This window comes from Photobacterium jeanii, assembly GCF_001650345.1.
GTDB lineage: Bacteria > Pseudomonadota > Gammaproteobacteria > Enterobacterales > Vibrionaceae > Photobacterium > Photobacterium jeanii.
Genome location: NZ_LVHF01000009.1, coordinates 38,382 through 54,170, shown reverse-complemented (window position 1 = coordinate 54,170; position 15,789 = coordinate 38,382). Strand labels below are relative to the sequence as shown.

Genomic DNA, 15,789 nt, shown 5'->3' with positions numbered 1-15,789 from the left:
GTAGAGTGCAACCTTGCCAAGGTTGAGGTCACGCCTAGCTCCTCGAAGATCGGGAACCTCGTGTGTCGCTCCAATTTGATAGTTCTCATTGTACTTAACAATGACCCTACTACTGTGAAGTATTAGTCCCAAGTTGCATTAGGTCTCCAAGCGCGAAAGCCACCTAAGTGCACTCCAAAATCCCAACTCGATTGGGAGACATAGAAGCAATCAGCTTCAATCATCACCATCGCCAGACATTGCAACCTCTCTGAGGTTGTTCTTGTTATCTGTGCATTATGGTGCTCTGTTGTAATGCATGAAGCATAACCACAAGCTGACTAGAGTACGTAGTGCCAAATCTCAATGATAAGGCCAACCGACACGCTTCGAATGTACCTGCTCTCTTATCCAACACTGTTTTTCGTGTTAAGGCTGATGATATCTGGCTTTAGCGTGATACTGACAGGGACTTTCCGATCTTAATTAACAGAGTTATCCACATTGGTTATCTTGTGGGTAAGTCGGTTGATTACATGTGCTGATGCGGTGTGAATAACTTTAATCAAATTGATTTTATACCCGCCTTGCCAATTACCTTAATAACATTATCAACATTTTAACTTGTTGTTTTTGTTGTATTTTTAATCTTTACTCCCACACTTATATACAGCTTGATCAATATCTGATCTTGTGGAAAAAAGTGGCGTAATGAAATGAATGCGGTCTGTGTTTAATCCCCTGATGTTGCACGCTAAAATGGCAAACTGTAAATGTTTTCCACATATACACTGAATGCTGACCTAGCTCGCATTTTGTAGGTGGGGAATAAAACACCAAGTTATTGTGGTGGGCTGTGTGCGTCTCGTGGTAAGCCTTTCTCGACGATACGAACAAGGCGTTTGGTTTTTGATGGTAATACATCAACCGCAAGCGCTTCTCGTTTGAGCTGTTGCTGCTCCAATGCCCATTCGATGTGGATATCCAATAACTCGCTTAGCCCCTGACGTTCGCTAAGTGCATTGATAATTTCAGGTGCGTAAGGAGCGTTGCCAAGCGCAATGGTAATATTACGCAGCCATTGGATATGACCAATTCGGCGAATGGCAGAACCTTCGGTATTTTTTAAGAAGCTGGCTTCATCCCACTGGTACAAGGTGAGTAAGTCTTGTTGGTATAGCGTATCGCGACAATGGTAATCGGCTTCTTCTGTTAAATCGGAAAAACGGTTAAATGGACATACAAGCTGGCAGTCATCGCAGCCGTAAATACGGTTTCCGATTTTTTCGCGAAACTCTTCGGGGATCACGCCATCAAATTCAATGGTGAGGTACGACACGCAGCGGCGGGCATCAATAACACCTTCTTCAACGATGGCACCGGTTGGACAGCTTGTCATACAGGCTACACACTTGCCGCACTGATTAGTTTCTGGTGTATCAACAGGCAGCGGTAGGTCAATCAGCAGTTCGCCAAGGAAAAACCATGACCCAGCACTCTGGCTTAAAATCAGTGAGTGCTTACCTGTCCAACCCAGCCCAGCTTTTTCTGCTAAGGGGCGCTCTAGAATCGGCGCTGAGTCGACAAAAGGACGATAACCAAATTGCCCTACTTCTTGCTCGATTTGTTGCCCTAGACGCTTTAAGCGGTTGCGGATCAGCTTGTGGTAATCTCGACCAAGTGAATAACGGCTAATGTAAGCTTTATTTGGATTAGCTAGCGTGTCGGCAAAGCCGGCATCGGGTGGCAAATAGTTCATCCGCACGCTGATCACCCGTACTGTGCCAGGTAATAACTCGTCAGGACGCGCACGCATCATACCGTGACGTGCCATCCAGTCCATTTCACCGTGGTATCCCATATCAAGCCAACGCTGGAGTTGAGCTTCATGATCGCTAAGATCTACATTGCAGATCCCAACGTGTTGGAATCCGAGAGCTTGTCCCCATTGTTTAATTTTCTGGGCTAAGTCTGTGTAGTCTGGGCTCATGATGCGCTGCTGTTGGTTCTGCCTGTGTAGCGGGGTGCGAAGTGTAGCACAGAATTAAATGTGGAATGAGGCTTAATTGATCTTAGGTTTGATCCTGATGGCGTGAGAGGATCTAAAGGCTGGGTGAATAACAAAAAAGTGGCGCAGAGTGATCTAGATGATCAATCTGCGTACAAGGCAGGGTGAAATGATTACACCTTGATATTGGCTGTTATTGGCGTTGTTTACGTCGGTTGCTCATCGCCCTGTCTCACTTCAATTCTCTTAGTTATTTCCTTCTCTTGATGGTTAGTGGCGTTAGTCTTTTGGTTGCGGGTAAGATCAGATATCGAGGTGTAGTTTTTCTCGCAAATAAGCGTAAACCGTATAATAAAAATACGAATTTCTATGGTAATTATGTGTCGAGTCACCACTGCTATTGGTCTACGACAGGAAAGGATATCTTATGAGCACTTCACCGTTACCCCATGTTTTATACCGTGCTGACATTGTTCGTAAGGGCGAGCAATTGGCAGCTCAAACGCATGATATTGCGATGTACACCCTTATGGAACGCGCAGGCCAAGCGGTGTTTACGCATTTATGCCAGAGTTATCCGCAAGCGACACAGGTGTTGGTGTGTTGTGGTGGCGGCAATAACGGTGGTGACGGCTATGTCGTGGCACGGTTAGCAAAAGAAGCTGGGATGGCGGTGACGCTATGGCATAGTGGCGACGCTACGAAACTATGCGGTGATGCTGCTTTAGCGCGTGATGCATGGTTGGCCGCTGGCGGTAAAATTGCCGCTGTGGGCTCAAGTGTTCCCACAGATGCCGATATTATTGTTGATGCCATTTTAGGTACAGGGCTTACAGGGACGGTACGTCCTGCGCAGCAAGCCTTGATTGAAACCATAAATGCCTCAACGTTGCCGGTGATAGCGATCGATGTTCCCTCTGGCTTATGCGCTGATTCTGGGGCTCAATTGGGCGCTGCAATAGTGGCGACCAGTACCGTCACATTTATTGGTGTAAAGCAGGGGCTGGTTACCGGGCAAGCGCACAACTATGTCGGGGAGTTATGCTTTGCAGGTTTAGAGGTGGATGCCACTTTCCAACAACAGCAATCAACATGGGTGCAACTGATCCCCAATGACTTGGTGACCCGTTATTTAGGGACGCGGCAACGCACTGCGCATAAAGGTGAGCATGGTCGTGTGACGTGTTTTGGCGGTGATCTCGGTATGGCAGGGGCGATTCGGTTGGCGTCTGAAGCGTGTGCGCGTACAGGAGCCGGGCTAACCGCTGTTGTCACACAACCTGACAATGTATTGTCAATTGTAGCCGCTCGCCCTGAGATAATGGCAAAAGGCTGGTTTGAAAAAGCCCATGAAATTCAACAACAACGAGATTGGAGCGATGTAGTCGTGCTGGGGCCTGGGCTTGGTACCCAAGATTGGGGCAAAGCCTTGTACTTTCATTTAGCCGATTATGAAAAAAAACTTGTTGTCGATGCTGATGGATTGAACTTATTAGCCCTTTCCCCTGACTATAAAAATAATCGTATAATTACTCCCCACCCAGGAGAAGCTGCCCGCTTATTAGGTTGTACGGTGGCCGAGATTGAAGCTGATCGTTATGCCGCAGTACGGCAATTGCAGCAAAAATACGGTGGCGTTGTGGTATTGAAAGGGGCGGGCACCTTGGTAGATGATGGGCAGTACTGTTATGTATGCCGAGCGGGGAACCCCGGTATGGCAACAGGTGGCATGGGAGATGTGTTGTCTGGCGTAATTGGTGCGTTATTGGCGCAAAAACTGTCATTGATAGAAGCCGCTCAACTTGGGGTCTGGCTTCATAGTTATGCCGCTGACTTGTGCGCTCAAGAGGGTGAGCGAGGCATGTTAGCCAGCGATTTATTTCCGTATATTCGACAATTAGTTAACGCTAGATAATAAGATAATGCAAACAATTGAAATTCAACTTGCTGATGAGCAAGCAACCGTCGCACTTGGTCAGCAACTGGCACAGGCTTGCGAACGTCAAACGACGATTTATCTGCATGGTGATTTAGGTGCTGGTAAAACCACATTCAGCCGTGGTTTCATTCGCGCTTTAGGTCATCAAGGCAATGTGAAAAGCCCAACTTATACCTTGGTTGAACCTTACGAATTACCGCCGTGGCAGGTTTACCACTTCGACTTATACCGTCTTGCTGATCCTGAAGAGCTTGAATTCATGGGGATCCGTGATTACTTCTCGGCTGATGCTATTTGCTTAGTTGAGTGGCCTGAAAAAGGGCAAGGTCTATTACCAGAACCCGATCTAGACTTAGATATGCGCTACCTCGGTGATCAACGTCAAGCCACTATTACCGCAAATAATGAAACTGGCTTAGCTTTAGTAAAACGTTTGGAGTTGTGTTGATAGGATGTCTGTGCGGACTTTTTTTCAGGTTGTTGTATTAGGGATTGGGTTATTTGGTTCACTGGCCAGTTGGGCGAATGAATTAAAAAGTATTCGTGTTTGGCCGGCGCCAGATGAAACCCGAGTCGTATTAGATATGAAAGGTGAGGCGGCGTACTCGTATTTTACGCTGACCAAGCCATACCGCTTGGTGGTCGACTTAAAGAAGACCAGCTTGAAAGCCAAGTTGCCCATTTCGGTGGGTAATAGCGCTATATTGAAAAAAATCCGCAGCAGTGGAGCCCCTGAAAAAGGAACGTTCCGCTTGGTGTTTGAAACCAAAGAGGGGACAACACCAAAACTCTTTACGCTCGCGCCAACACCTGATGGTCACTATGGTCATCGCTTGGTGTTGGACTTACCACATGCCAAAAAGAAGCCGACAGACGTTTTCAAAAAGAAGACTCAACCATCGCCTTCCGTGGAAAACCACGAGGCACAGTTACCATCCGGCAATGATGACATCATCGTTGCCATCGACCCGGGTCACGGTGGTGAAGATCCTGGCTCTATCGGTCCAACGCGCAAATACGAGAAAAATGTCACTTTAGATGTTTCTAAACGGGTGGCAGCCAAGATCAATGCGACGCCGGGGATGCGCGCGGTATTGACTCGTCGTGGTGATTACTTCGTGAATTTGAACAAGCGTTCTGAAATTGCCCGTAAAAATAAAGCGCATTTATTGGTGTCGATCCATGCTGATGGTTTTCATAAACCACAGCCGCGAGGCGCATCGGTTTGGGTATTGAATACTCGCCGTGCGAATTCTGAAATCGGTCGCTGGATCGAACAAACTGAGAAACAATCTGAGCTGCTCGGTGGTGGCGATGTATTATCGGGTGATAACGATGACCAATACTTGAGTATGGCGGTGTTGGATCTGCAATTTAGTCACTCGCAAAAAGAAGGCTACGATGTCGCTTCACGGGTGCTGAAAGAGTTGGGACGAGTAACGACTTTGCATAAGAGCCGTCCTGAGCATGCCAGTTTAGCGGTACTGAAATCTCCGGATATTCCGTCTTTGTTGGTGGAAACGGGATTCATCACCAACCCGAAAGAAGAGCGCTTACTGAATTCATCATCGCACCAAAATAAGCTTGCGACTGCAGTTTATAAAGGGGTGTTGCAATATTTCAACGAGAAGCCGCCAGAAGGCACCTTGTTTGCCTCGCGTAAACACGGCATTAAGCACAAGGTAACCTCAGGTCAGTCGCTGAGTATTATTGCGCAAAAATACCGCACCTCGGTCAGTGCGTTGAAAAAGGCCAATGGGCTGAAATCAAACACCCTAAAAGTGGGCCAAGTGCTGACGATCCCTGGTGGAAAAGCACCCGCGAGCAAGACGGTCGCCGTTAATAAACCACAGCCAGCTAAGGCGAAAATTGTGACGCATAAAGTGCAGCGCGGCGAGTTCTTAGGCAAGATCGCCGATAAGTACGGTGTGACGGTGGCAAGCATTCGTAGTGAAAATAAACTGCGTTCAGACTCGCTGGCCGTGGGGCAAAAGCTTAAAATTAACCTTAGCAGCCGTAAAGCATTGAAACATACAGTTAAACGCGGTGAGTTTTTAGGTAAAATCGCTAACCAATATGGCGTGAGCGTCGATAGTATTCGAAGTGCGAATAAGCTAAGCTCAGATAGTCTGGCTGTTGGTCAGACACTAATCATCCCTAGAAGTTAATTATGCCCATTCAGATATTACCTGCCAGACTGGCAAACCAGATAGCCGCCGGCGAGGTAGTGGAACGTCCAGCATCCGTTGTGAAGGAGCTGGTTGAAAACAGCCTTGATGCTGGCGCAACCCGAATCGATATTGATATCGATAAAGGGGGCAGCCGTACGATCCGAATTCGAGATAACGGCAAGGGCATAGTCAAAGATGAGCTTGGCTTGGCGCTAAGCCGCCATGCGACTTCCAAAATATCTTCGCTCGATGATTTAGAAGCCATCGTGAGTTTAGGATTTCGCGGTGAAGCGTTAGCCAGTATCAGTTCTGTGTCGCGTTTGACCATCACTTCTCGCACTCAAGCGCAAGACGAAGCTTGGTCGGCGTATGCCGAAGGGCGCGATATGGAAGTGAAGTTGAAACCTGCCGCTCACCCGGTGGGGACCACGGTGGAAGTGCTGGATTTGTTTTTCAACACGCCAGCACGTCGTAAATTTCTTCGCACTGAAAAAACCGAATTTGGCCACATCGATGAGCTATTAAAGCGCATTGCATTGAGTCGTTTTGATGTTGCCATCAATTTACGCCATAACGGTAAACTGGTTCGCCAGTACCGCGCTTCTGCTACTCAGGTGCAAAAAGAGCGCCGATTGGCTGCGGTATGCGGCAATCCGTTTTTAAAACATGCCTTAGCGGTTGAGCTAGAGCACGGTGACTTGAAGTTATCGGGCTGGATTTGTAATCCCCAAGGGGCGAGAGCCCAAAACGATATTCAATACTGCTATGTGAATGGCAGGATGATGAAAGATAAGTTGATCAACCATGCGATAAGACAGGCCTATGAAGCCAGCTTACCGTCTGATCAATATGCCGCTTATGTGCTGTTTATCGAAGTAGACCCGCATCAAGTGGACGTCAATGTGCATCCGGCTAAGCATGAGGTGCGTTTTCACCAAGGGCGTTGGGTACACGATTTTATCTATCAAGCGATCCAAAGTGCGTTGCACCAAGGTTGGCATGGCGATATGGAACAGTACCAAGCGCCGCAACGTGCCAGCGCGTCTGCGCAGCATTACGCTGAACCAACGCCTTCAACCCAGCATCATATCGCGGAGGTGGCGCCGTCATCAGCTGCGATTGCCAATACGCCAGCTTACCCGAATAAAGCGGAAGATGATGCTTGGCTTAAGAGTTCTTCGGCAGGAAATAACCGTGATTATGGCTCGGCGTCTTCTGCGGGGAGCTCATCATATGCAGGCTCTGAGAAACGATCTCGTTCGGAAGAACGTCATCACTCACAAGTAGCCAGTTATACCGAGCACAGTGGCAGTCACCGTAATGGTGGCAGTGAAAATGGTCGTGCACCAAGCTCGGCTAGCAGTGGTGGGCGTCAGCAATATTCGAGCGATGGTCCAACGCCACAAGAAGTTGCCGTGTATCAAGAGTTAATGCAAACGGCACCACCGACGGAGCATCCGCAAGGAGCGACTTCGTTGCCGGTATCACCGCCGAGTGAACCTTCTTCGCCTGAGCAGCTTGTTAAATCGTCATCGACTGTACCTGCGTTTACCGGTAATGAATGGCAACAAAGTGCGCCTGCGGCTCGAACATCGCAGTCACATGCGTCACAGCCTATGGTCGCAGGGCAAAGTCAGGTGGGATTGGGCAAAGCATTATCACTGGTTGCTCAACGTTATCTATTATTAAGCCGAGAAGATGGCATTTATTTGTTATCTTTAGAGATTGCGCAGCGTTTGCGCCATAAAGGTCAGCTTAAACTAGCCCAAAGTGAAGGGTTAAAGCCGCAACCGTTATTGATCCCACATTCAGTCCCTGTTGAGCCTGAATTGATAGCGTGTGCTGAACAACATGCGCTATTGCTAAAACAGCTGGGTATTCAGCTGAAAAAGAAAAATCATAATGGTTTGATCATCATGTCGGTGTGCATGCCACTTCGACAACAAAATTTACAGCAACTGATCCCGAATCTATTGATGTATTTGGCTTCGGTTGCCGAGGATCAACAGGCCCAAGGTTGGGACAAATTACTCGATTGGCTGGCAGCACAGTGTGTGATGCCAACAGACGCTTTCAGTCTGTCTCAAGCGATTCAGTTAATCAGCGAACTTGAGCAGCTATGGGCCAATGATCTTGAACACTATTATCCAGAGTTGCTGCGTCCGGTTGATCTCGACGTTGCAATAGAAGCATTTAAACATGAGTAAGCCATTACCACAGGCCATCTTTTTAATGGGGCCGACCGCATCAGGTAAAACTGATTTAGCAATCCGATTGCGTGAGCAGTTACCAGTAGAGTTGATTAGTGTCGATTCCGCCCTTATCTATAAGGGAATGGATATTGGTACTGCAAAGCCGGACGAGCGTGAATTGTCGCTAGCGCCGCATCGCTTGATCGATATTCGTGATCCAGCGCAAAGTTATTCGGCTGCGGACTTCAGAGCCGATGCGTTAAAAGAAATGGCTGATATAGTTGCAGCTGGGCGTATCCCGCTTTTAGTCGGCGGTACCATGTTGTATTTTAAAGCATTACTGGAAGGCCTTTCGCCGTTACCGGCGGCAGACCCTGAAGTGCGTGCCCAAATTGAACGCGATGTAGCCGAGCGTGGTTGGCAGTCGTTGCACGATGAACTCGTTAGTATCGACCCAGTTGCTGGGGCGCGAATTCATCCCAATGACCCACAGCGTTTGTCGCGTGCATTGGAAGTTTTTAGAATTTCGGGTAAAACTTTAACAGAGTTAACCCAAACTCAAGGTGAGCCGTTACCATATAAGGTTCATCAATTTGCAATAGCTCCCATGGATAGGGCTGTACTGCATCAACGGATCGAGCAACGTTTTGAGAAAATGATGGAAGCGGGCTTCGAGCAAGAAGTACGTGCGCTCTACGAGCGAGAGGATCTGACTGCAGATCTGCCATCTATTCGTTGTGTTGGTTACCGTCAGATGTGGGACTATTTGGACGGGCAGTATGATATAGACGAAGCGATTTTCCGCGGAGTTTGTGCTACTCGTCAATTGGCGAAGCGTCAAATTACTTGGCTGAGAGGCTGGGATAATTTGACCTGGTTGGATAGCAGTAATGTTGAGCTAGCGTTACAAACAGTCACAAACTCAGTTAGCTGTGATGTTTGATAACCGTGTATACTCATTACTGTTTTGCGTATTTATTTAATTTTTGTTCGTTGCTAATACAACTACAAACTAATAAGGAAAAGAAATAATGGCTAAGGGGCAATCTTTGCAAGACCCGTTTTTGAATGCGCTACGTCGTGAACGTATTCCGGTGTCTATTTACCTGGTTAACGGCATCAAACTACAAGGTCAAATCGAATCGTTTGACCAATTTGTGATCCTACTGAAAAACACAGTAAACCAAATGGTTTACAAGCACGCAATTTCAACAGTTGTTCCTGCTCGTCCGGTGAACCATCACCACACGGGTGAGCGCACGGCAACTGGCGACCGTCCTCAAGAGAAAACTGAAGAATAATATTCTTCGTTAAGGAGTTGGTTGCTTGTTTGACCGTTATGAAGCCGGTGAGCAGGCAATTCTTGTTCATATCAACTTCACGCAAGAAGGGGAATGGGAAGACTTAAGCGAGTTTGAAATGCTGGTCTCCTCGGCGGGAGTTAACACACTACGCGTAGTTACGGGTAGTCGTAAAACTCCCCACCCTAAATTCTATGTTGGGGAAGGTAAGGCACAAGAAATTGCTGATGCGGTAAGGATGGAAGGGGCGGAAATCGTCATCTTCAACCATGCCCTTTCTCCCGCGCAAGAGCGTAATTTGGAACATCTGTGTAAATGTCGTGTTTTGGACCGTACGGGTCTGATCCTTGATATTTTCGCCCAGCGCGCACGCACTCACGAAGGTAAGCTACAAGTGGAATTGGCGCAGCTGCGTCATATTTCTACGCGTTTGATCCGAGGCTGGACGCACCTTGAACGCCAAAAAGGCGGGATTGGCTTGCGTGGTCCGGGTGAAACTCAGTTAGAAACCGACCGTCGTTTACTCCGTGATCGTATTAAAGCGATTTTGCGCCGCCTAGAGAAAGTCTCTAAGCAGCGTGATCAAGGTCGTCGTGCACGTAATCGCGCAGAGATCCCAACAATATCGCTGGTGGGTTACACCAATGCCGGGAAATCAACCCTGTTTAACCGCATCACAGATGCCGGCGTTTATGCCGCAGATCAGCTGTTTGCGACACTGGATCCAACGCTGCGTAAGATTGAAGTCGCCGATGTCGGCACCTCGATTTTGGCTGATACCGTTGGGTTTATCCGTCACCTACCTCACGACCTCGTGGCCGCGTTTAAAGCCACACTGAAAGAAACCCAAGAAGCCAGTTTATTGCTTCATGTGGTGGATGCCAGTGATGAGCGTTTCCGTGAAAACATCGATGCTGTTGAGGAAGTGTTGGATGAAATCGATGCAAGCGAAGTGCCTGCATTGGTGGTGATGAATAAAATCGATAATCTGGATGCTGCTGAGCCACGTATTGAACGTGATGACGAGGGGGTTCCTCGCCGCGTGTGGGTATCAGCAATGGAAGGGATCGGTATTGACCTGTTATTCCAAGCGCTGACTGAGCGCTTAGCTGGCACCATGATCTGCCACACGTTGCGATTACCACCGCAGCATATTGGTCGGGTCCGTAGTAAGTTCTGTCAGTTAGGCTGTATTTTGCGTGAAGAATACGAATCGGATGGCAGCCTGACGATTGACATTCGTTTACCGCAGACAGAATGGTCGCGGTTACAAAAAAGAGACAGCGCATCACTGGATGACTTTATTGTCAGTTGAGGGTGTGTTAGTTAAAAAACTGTCGTCATATCATATTGATGGAGTTCTATAATGGCGTGGAATGAGCCTGGAAATAACGGCGGCCGTGATAAAGACCCTTGGGGTAATAATAATCGCGGTGGACGTGAACAAGGGCCGCCAGATCTCGATGAAGTTTTCTCAAAGCTGAGTCGTAAAGTTGGTGGTGTTTTTGGGAATAAAAAAGGTGGTTCTTCGATGGGCGGCGGCGGTGCTGCTGGCTTAGGAGCAATCGCTGTTTTGGCGGCGGCAGTGTGGGGCTTTTCGGGCTTTTACACTATCGGTGAAGCAGAGCGCGGCGTAGTACTACGTTTCGGTAAGTTCTATGAAATGGTGGATCCAGGTTTGAACTGGAAACCAACGTTCATCGATGAAGTACAGCCTGTGAACATCCAAGCGATCCGTTCACTTCGTAGCTCGGGCTTGATGCTGACCAAAGATGAAAACGTACTGAAAGTTGAAATGGACGTTCAGTACCGTGTTTCTGATGCGCACAAGTACCTATTTAGCGTAACCAATGCGGATGACAGTCTACGTCAGGCGACTGACTCGGCACTGCGTGCTGTTATTGGTGACTCAACCATGGATGAAGCATTGACGACAGGTCGTCAAACCATCCGTGCCAATACCCAAGAAGCGATTGATAAGATCATCGCTAAATACGACATGGGTATCTTGGTTGTTGACGTTAACTTCCAGTCTGCGCGTCCACCTGAAGCGGTGAAAGATGCGTTCGATGACGCTATCGCGGCGCGAGAAGATGAAGAGCGTTTTGTACGTGAAGCCGAAGCTTACAGCAATGATATCTTGCCGAAAGCAACAGGTCGTGCAGAACGTCTGAAGAAGGAAGCGGAAGGTTACTCTGAGAAAGTGATCAACGGTGCATTGGGTGAAGTGGCACAATTTGAAAAGCTACTGCCTGAGTACCTAGCAGCACCAGAAGTAACCCGTAATCGTCTGTACCTAGAGACGATGGAGCGCGTTTACAACAACACCAGTAAGGTGATGATCGACTCTGAGTCGAGCGGTAACCTACTGTACTTACCGTTAGATAAGCTGATGAACCAAGGCGATGCGAAACAAGCGAAGCCGAAAGATTCTTCAAGCAACAGTTACGGTATTGAGCTGGAAAAAGTAGCAACGCCAGCTCCGGCACCAACGCCGCGCAGTGACACTGGTCGTCAAGGGAGATATTAATAATGCGTAAGTTAATTATCCCAGTAGTAGTGATTTTTATTGCTTTACTGCTGATGTCGATCTTTGTTGTTCGCGAAGGTGACCGCGGTATCGTGGTACGTTTCGGTCGTATTATCAAAGATAATAACACTGAAATTGCGCGTATTTACGAGCCAGGCCTGCACTTTAAAGTGCCATTGTTTGACCGTGTGCGTACGCTAGACGCACGTATCCAAACGATGGATGACCAAGCGGACCGTTTCGTAACGGCTGAGAAAAAAGACGTTATCATCGATACCTACGTGAAATGGCGTATCTCAGACTTTGGTACTTACTACCTAGCAACAGGTGGTGGCGATAAGTCGACAGCAGAAGCGCTATTGAAACGTAAAGTGGTTGATAGCTTGCGTGCTGAAATCGGTGCTAAAGAAATCAAGCAAATCGTTTCTGGACCTGATCGTGGTGATAAAGTCGATCCAGGTGCCGTAATCGCTGATGACACAGCGCCAGCGACAAACATCGTGGCTGAAGTTGTACCGCGTAAAGAAGTAGAAGGTCAACGTGACCAAATCATGGCGGATGTATTGGTTGAAGCGCAAGCAAGTGCGAAAGACCTAGGCATCGAGGTGGTGGACTTCCGAATGAAGAAAATCAACCTGCCTGATGAGATCAGTGAATCTATCTACCGTCGTATGCGTGCGGAGCGTGAGTCAGTGGCTCGTAAGCACCGCTCTCAAGGTCGTGAGAAAGCGGAAGTTATCCGCGCTCAGTCTGAGCTAGAAGTGGCGAAGATTTTGGCGGAAGCTGATCGTGAAGCGCGTGTGGTACGCGGTGAAGCGGATGCGAAATCTGCACAGATTTATGCAGACGCATTCAAAGGTCACGCTGAGTTCTACAACTTCGTTCGTTCACTTAAAGCGTATGAAAACAGCTTTAACAACAAGAACGACATGCTAGTGGTTGATCCGAATTCGGACTTCTTCCGCTACATGAAGAAGGCGGATGGCGTAAACTAAGCCTCGCAGAGTAAGACTAAATAAGACAAGGCCTCGGCCTTGTCTTTTTTTTGGGAGTAATAAAATGAGTAATTCGATTTGGTTAGCACTGGCTTTAGTGCTTGTTTTTGAAGGGCTGGGTCCACTGCTTGCGCCACGCGGTTGGCGTGAAATGGTCGGGCAGTTAGCACAGCAAGACGATAATAGCTTGCGTCGTATCGGCGGCTGCTTAGTGGTAGCGGGCAGTACCATTGCTTACATGGTCTACCATTGGGTGTAAATTGCCCTCGTCATTTGCTGTGACCTTGTGCTTGCAAAAATATTTGCCATGGTTAAAAAATGACTGCAAGCCGCGCACGAAGGTGCTAGAATCCATTTTTAACTACTGATAGACGAAGAAAGATGGCAAATAATGTAGTCGTTCTTGGCACCCAATGGGGTGACGAAGGTAAAGGTAAGATCGTTGATCTTTTAACCGAAGATGCAAAGTATGTAGTACGCTACCAAGGTGGCCACAATGCAGGTCACACTCTTGTCATTGACGGTGAAAAAACTGTCCTTCACCTGATCCCATCAGGTATCCTGCGTGACAACGTTAAATGTATCATCGGTAACGGTGTTGTACTTTCTCCAGATGCACTGATGAAAGAAATGGGTCCACTAGAAGAGCGTGGTATCCCAGTACGTGAACGTCTATTCCTTTCTGAAGCTTGTCCGCTAATTCTTCCATACCACATTGCTCTAGACCAAGCACGTGAACTTGCACGTGGTAAAAAAGCAATTGGTACGACTGGTCGTGGTATCGGTCCTGCATACGAAGATAAAGTTGCACGTCGTGGTCTACGTGTTGGCGATCTATTCGATAAAGAAGCATTTGCTGAGAAGCTTAAAGAAGTAATGGCTTACCATAACTTCCAGCTTGAGCATTACTACAATGCTGAGCCTGTAAGCTACGAAGACGTACTAGCTGGTGTTATGGCACAAGCTGACGTACTGACTGCGATGGTAATCGACGTAACTAAAGAGCTTGATGACGCGCGTCTACGTGGCGACAAGATCATGTTCGAAGGTGCGCAAGGTACACTTCTAGATATCGACCACGGTACTTACCCATACGTAACTTCATCAAACACAACTGCTGGTGGTGTTGCTGCAGGTTCTGGTTTTGGTCCTCGTCACCTAGGTTACATCCTAGGTATCGCGAAAGCATACTGTACTCGTGTTGGTGCGGGTCCATTCCCAACTGAGCTATACGACGGTCAAGATAAGCAAGACCCAGTTGGTAAGCACCTAGGTGAAGTAGGTAACGAGTTTGGCGCGACGACTGGTCGTCTACGTCGTACTGGTTGGTTCGATGCTGTTGCTATGCGTCGTGCGATTCAGATCAACTCAATCACTGGCTTCTGTCTAACTAAACTAGACGTTCTAGATGGCCTTGAAGAGATCAAAATCTGTACTGGTTACAAGACGAAAGATGGCGAAATCCTAGAAGTATCTCCAATGGCGGCTGACGCTTACGAGAACATCGAGCCAATCTACGAAACAGTACCAGGCTGGTCTGAAAACACATTCGGTGCTAAGTCTCTAGATGCGCTGCCACAAACAGCTCTAGACTACATTGCTCGCATCGAAGAGCTAACGGGCGTGCCAGTTGACATCATTTCAACAGGTCCTGACCGTAACGAAACTATCATCAAGGTTCACCCATACGGTGAGTAATTTGTGATGTTTTGTCAAAAGCCAACCTTAGGGTTGGCTTTTTTGTATCTGCCGATCACCAATTCCTGTTACCATCTTGCGTTCGGTTATTTGAGCGGCAAAAAGATGCCGTTATGTTGCAAAAAAGGGTTAAAGAGTTTGCCGCCTAAGCCGATACGTTTTGTACTGCCAGTAATTTGACTGCTGGTGGATTGCATGTTGCCTCGCAACACCACTCACTGGGTTATCACGAGTAAGGTGAAATGAAACTGCGTACCCTTTTACTGTCTACAGTGTTGTTAGCTGCGCCAGTACACGCTCTTGAAAGCGTGGGCGATGCTGTAGAAGTGTACACAGAGCCTGAGTTGTTTCGAATGTTCGATAGCAACAGCCATCTTGAGCGCGTTAAGGCGGATGATTGCCAGCTAGTGCAAGATATTGAAGCACGAGCGCAGCGCGTGGAATCACCAGCATATGAATTCTTGTATGGTGATATGTTGGCGTGGGGTGTGTGTGTTGAGCAGGATGTAGAGCTGGGTTTGGACTACATGGAGTCTGCCGCTCACCAAGGTTCACCGACGGCGCTAGAGCAACTTGGTCGTTATTACGCCCGCGGTATTTTAGTTCAGCAAGATCGTGAACGCGCCATTCCTTATTTACGTGAAGCAGCCTCGCTAGGCAATGTTGCCGCGCGTATTCAATTAGCCGAGCTTTTGCTTAATAATTACGGTAGCCCACTCGATTACGAAGATGCCTACCGCTGGTTGTACAACACAGTGACAGCCAATAAAACGACCCACCGTAAAATTACCCGTTTACGCCGCAGCTTGGAAAGCCAGATGCCCGCGAATGTTATTGCGCGTGCTAAACGACGAGATAGCTTTTGGTAATCGACTGAGACCGTTTAGGCAAATAGAGACTAGCGATGATTCAGTCTTAGCCATGCCAAATAACAAGCAAATGAAAAGAGCGCCAATGGGCGCTCTTTGTGGTTTTT

Annotated in this window: 13 protein-coding genes; 12 read left to right on the top strand and 1 reads right to left on the bottom strand. The window is 47.9% G+C overall.

What is annotated here, in order from left to right; all coding sequences use genetic code 11:
* Window positions 1–820: 820 nt before the first annotated feature.
* Window positions 821–1,969, bottom strand: coding sequence for a tRNA epoxyqueuosine(34) reductase QueG (queG, locus tag A3K86_RS00450; RefSeq protein WP_068326008.1), 1,149 nt, complete (start codon window positions 1,967–1,969; stop codon window positions 821–823).
* 445 nt (window positions 1,970–2,414) lie between these two features.
* Here queG and A3K86_RS00445 point away from each other — a divergent pair, with 445 nt between their 5' ends.
* The 12 genes from A3K86_RS00445 to motX all read left to right on the top strand — a co-directional run bounded on the left by A3K86_RS00445 (window position 2,415) and on the right by motX (window position 15,682).
* Window positions 2,415–3,902 carry a bifunctional ADP-dependent NAD(P)H-hydrate dehydratase/NAD(P)H-hydrate epimerase gene (locus tag A3K86_RS00445; RefSeq protein ID WP_068326005.1) on the top strand — a complete coding sequence of 496 codons (1,488 nt, stop codon included), beginning with the start codon at window positions 2,415–2,417 and terminating at the stop codon, window positions 3,900–3,902.
* Between the two features lie 7 nt (window positions 3,903–3,909).
* Window positions 3,910–4,374 carry a tRNA (adenosine(37)-N6)-threonylcarbamoyltransferase complex ATPase subunit type 1 TsaE gene (tsaE, locus tag A3K86_RS00440; protein ID WP_068326003.1) on the top strand — a complete coding sequence of 155 codons (465 nt, stop codon included), beginning with the start codon at window positions 3,910–3,912 and terminating at the stop codon, window positions 4,372–4,374.
* Window positions 4,375–4,378: 4 nt separating this feature from the next.
* Window positions 4,379–6,094, top strand: a complete 1,716-nt coding sequence (locus A3K86_RS00435; RefSeq protein WP_068326001.1) for an N-acetylmuramoyl-L-alanine amidase — start codon at window positions 4,379–4,381, stop codon at window positions 6,092–6,094.
* Window positions 6,095–6,096: 2 nt separating this feature from the next.
* Complete coding sequence (mutL, locus tag A3K86_RS00430; protein ID WP_068325991.1) at window positions 6,097–8,304, top strand: DNA mismatch repair endonuclease MutL; 2,208 nt, start codon at window positions 6,097–6,099, stop codon at window positions 8,302–8,304.
* On the top strand, window positions 8,297–9,232 hold the full coding sequence (gene miaA / locus A3K86_RS00425) for a tRNA (adenosine(37)-N6)-dimethylallyltransferase MiaA (protein WP_068325989.1): 936 nt from the start codon (window positions 8,297–8,299) through the stop codon (window positions 9,230–9,232). Before mutL ends, miaA begins: the two co-directional genes overlap by 8 nt.
* An 88-nt stretch (window positions 9,233–9,320) precedes the next feature.
* On the top strand, window positions 9,321–9,590 hold the full coding sequence (gene hfq, locus A3K86_RS00420) for an RNA chaperone Hfq (protein WP_068325986.1): 270 nt from the start codon (window positions 9,321–9,323) through the stop codon (window positions 9,588–9,590).
* Between the two features lie 25 nt (window positions 9,591–9,615).
* Window positions 9,616–10,905 (top strand): ribosome rescue GTPase HflX, encoded by a 1,290-nt coding sequence (gene hflX, locus A3K86_RS00415; protein ID WP_068325984.1) that lies wholly within the window; start codon window positions 9,616–9,618, stop codon window positions 10,903–10,905.
* A gap of 51 nt (window positions 10,906–10,956) precedes the next feature.
* On the top strand, window positions 10,957–12,120 hold the full coding sequence (gene hflK / locus A3K86_RS00410; protein ID WP_068325980.1) for an FtsH protease activity modulator HflK: 1,164 nt from the start codon (window positions 10,957–10,959) through the stop codon (window positions 12,118–12,120).
* Window positions 12,121–12,122: 2 nt separating this feature from the next.
* Window positions 12,123–13,115, top strand: a complete 993-nt coding sequence (gene hflC, locus A3K86_RS00405; protein ID WP_068325977.1) for a protease modulator HflC — start codon at window positions 12,123–12,125, stop codon at window positions 13,113–13,115.
* A 64-nt stretch (window positions 13,116–13,179) separates the two neighbouring features.
* Window positions 13,180–13,374, top strand: coding sequence for a DUF2065 domain-containing protein (locus tag A3K86_RS00400; protein WP_068325966.1), 195 nt, complete (start codon window positions 13,180–13,182; stop codon window positions 13,372–13,374).
* 122 nt (window positions 13,375–13,496) lie between these two features.
* Window positions 13,497–14,813, top strand: coding sequence for an adenylosuccinate synthase (locus A3K86_RS00395; RefSeq protein ID WP_068325958.1), 1,317 nt, complete (start codon window positions 13,497–13,499; stop codon window positions 14,811–14,813).
* 242 nt (window positions 14,814–15,055) lie between these two features.
* Window positions 15,056–15,682, top strand: coding sequence for a flagellar protein MotX (motX, locus tag A3K86_RS00390; protein WP_068325956.1), 627 nt, complete (start codon window positions 15,056–15,058; stop codon window positions 15,680–15,682).
* Window positions 15,683–15,789: the final 107 nt, after the last annotated feature.

Bases quoted from the DNA above. Each gene is read 5' to 3' on its own strand.
- A3K86_RS00445 (WP_068326005.1), top strand. From the start codon at position 2,415: ATGAGCACTTCACCGTTACCCCATGTTTTATACCGTGCTGACATTGTT.
- A3K86_RS00395 (WP_068325958.1), top strand. From the start codon at position 13,497: ATGGCAAATAATGTAGTCGTTCTTGGCACCCAATGGGGTGACGAAGGT.
- hfq (WP_068325986.1), top strand. From the start codon at position 9,321: ATGGCTAAGGGGCAATCTTTGCAAGACCCGTTTTTGAATGCGCTACGT.
- A3K86_RS00400 (WP_068325966.1), top strand. From the start codon at position 13,180: ATGAGTAATTCGATTTGGTTAGCACTGGCTTTAGTGCTTGTTTTTGAA.
- miaA (WP_068325989.1), top strand. From the start codon at position 8,297: ATGAGTAAGCCATTACCACAGGCCATCTTTTTAATGGGGCCGACCGCA.
- tsaE (WP_068326003.1), top strand. From the start codon at position 3,910: ATGCAAACAATTGAAATTCAACTTGCTGATGAGCAAGCAACCGTCGCA.
- queG (WP_068326008.1), bottom strand. From the start codon at position 1,969: ATGAGCCCAGACTACACAGACTTAGCCCAGAAAATTAAACAATGGGGA.
- A3K86_RS00435 (WP_068326001.1), top strand. From the start codon at position 4,379: ATGTCTGTGCGGACTTTTTTTCAGGTTGTTGTATTAGGGATTGGGTTA.
- hflK (WP_068325980.1), top strand. From the start codon at position 10,957: ATGGCGTGGAATGAGCCTGGAAATAACGGCGGCCGTGATAAAGACCCT.
- motX (WP_068325956.1), top strand. From the start codon at position 15,056: ATGAAACTGCGTACCCTTTTACTGTCTACAGTGTTGTTAGCTGCGCCA.
- hflC (WP_068325977.1), top strand. From the start codon at position 12,123: ATGCGTAAGTTAATTATCCCAGTAGTAGTGATTTTTATTGCTTTACTG.
- mutL (WP_068325991.1), top strand. From the start codon at position 6,097: ATGCCCATTCAGATATTACCTGCCAGACTGGCAAACCAGATAGCCGCC.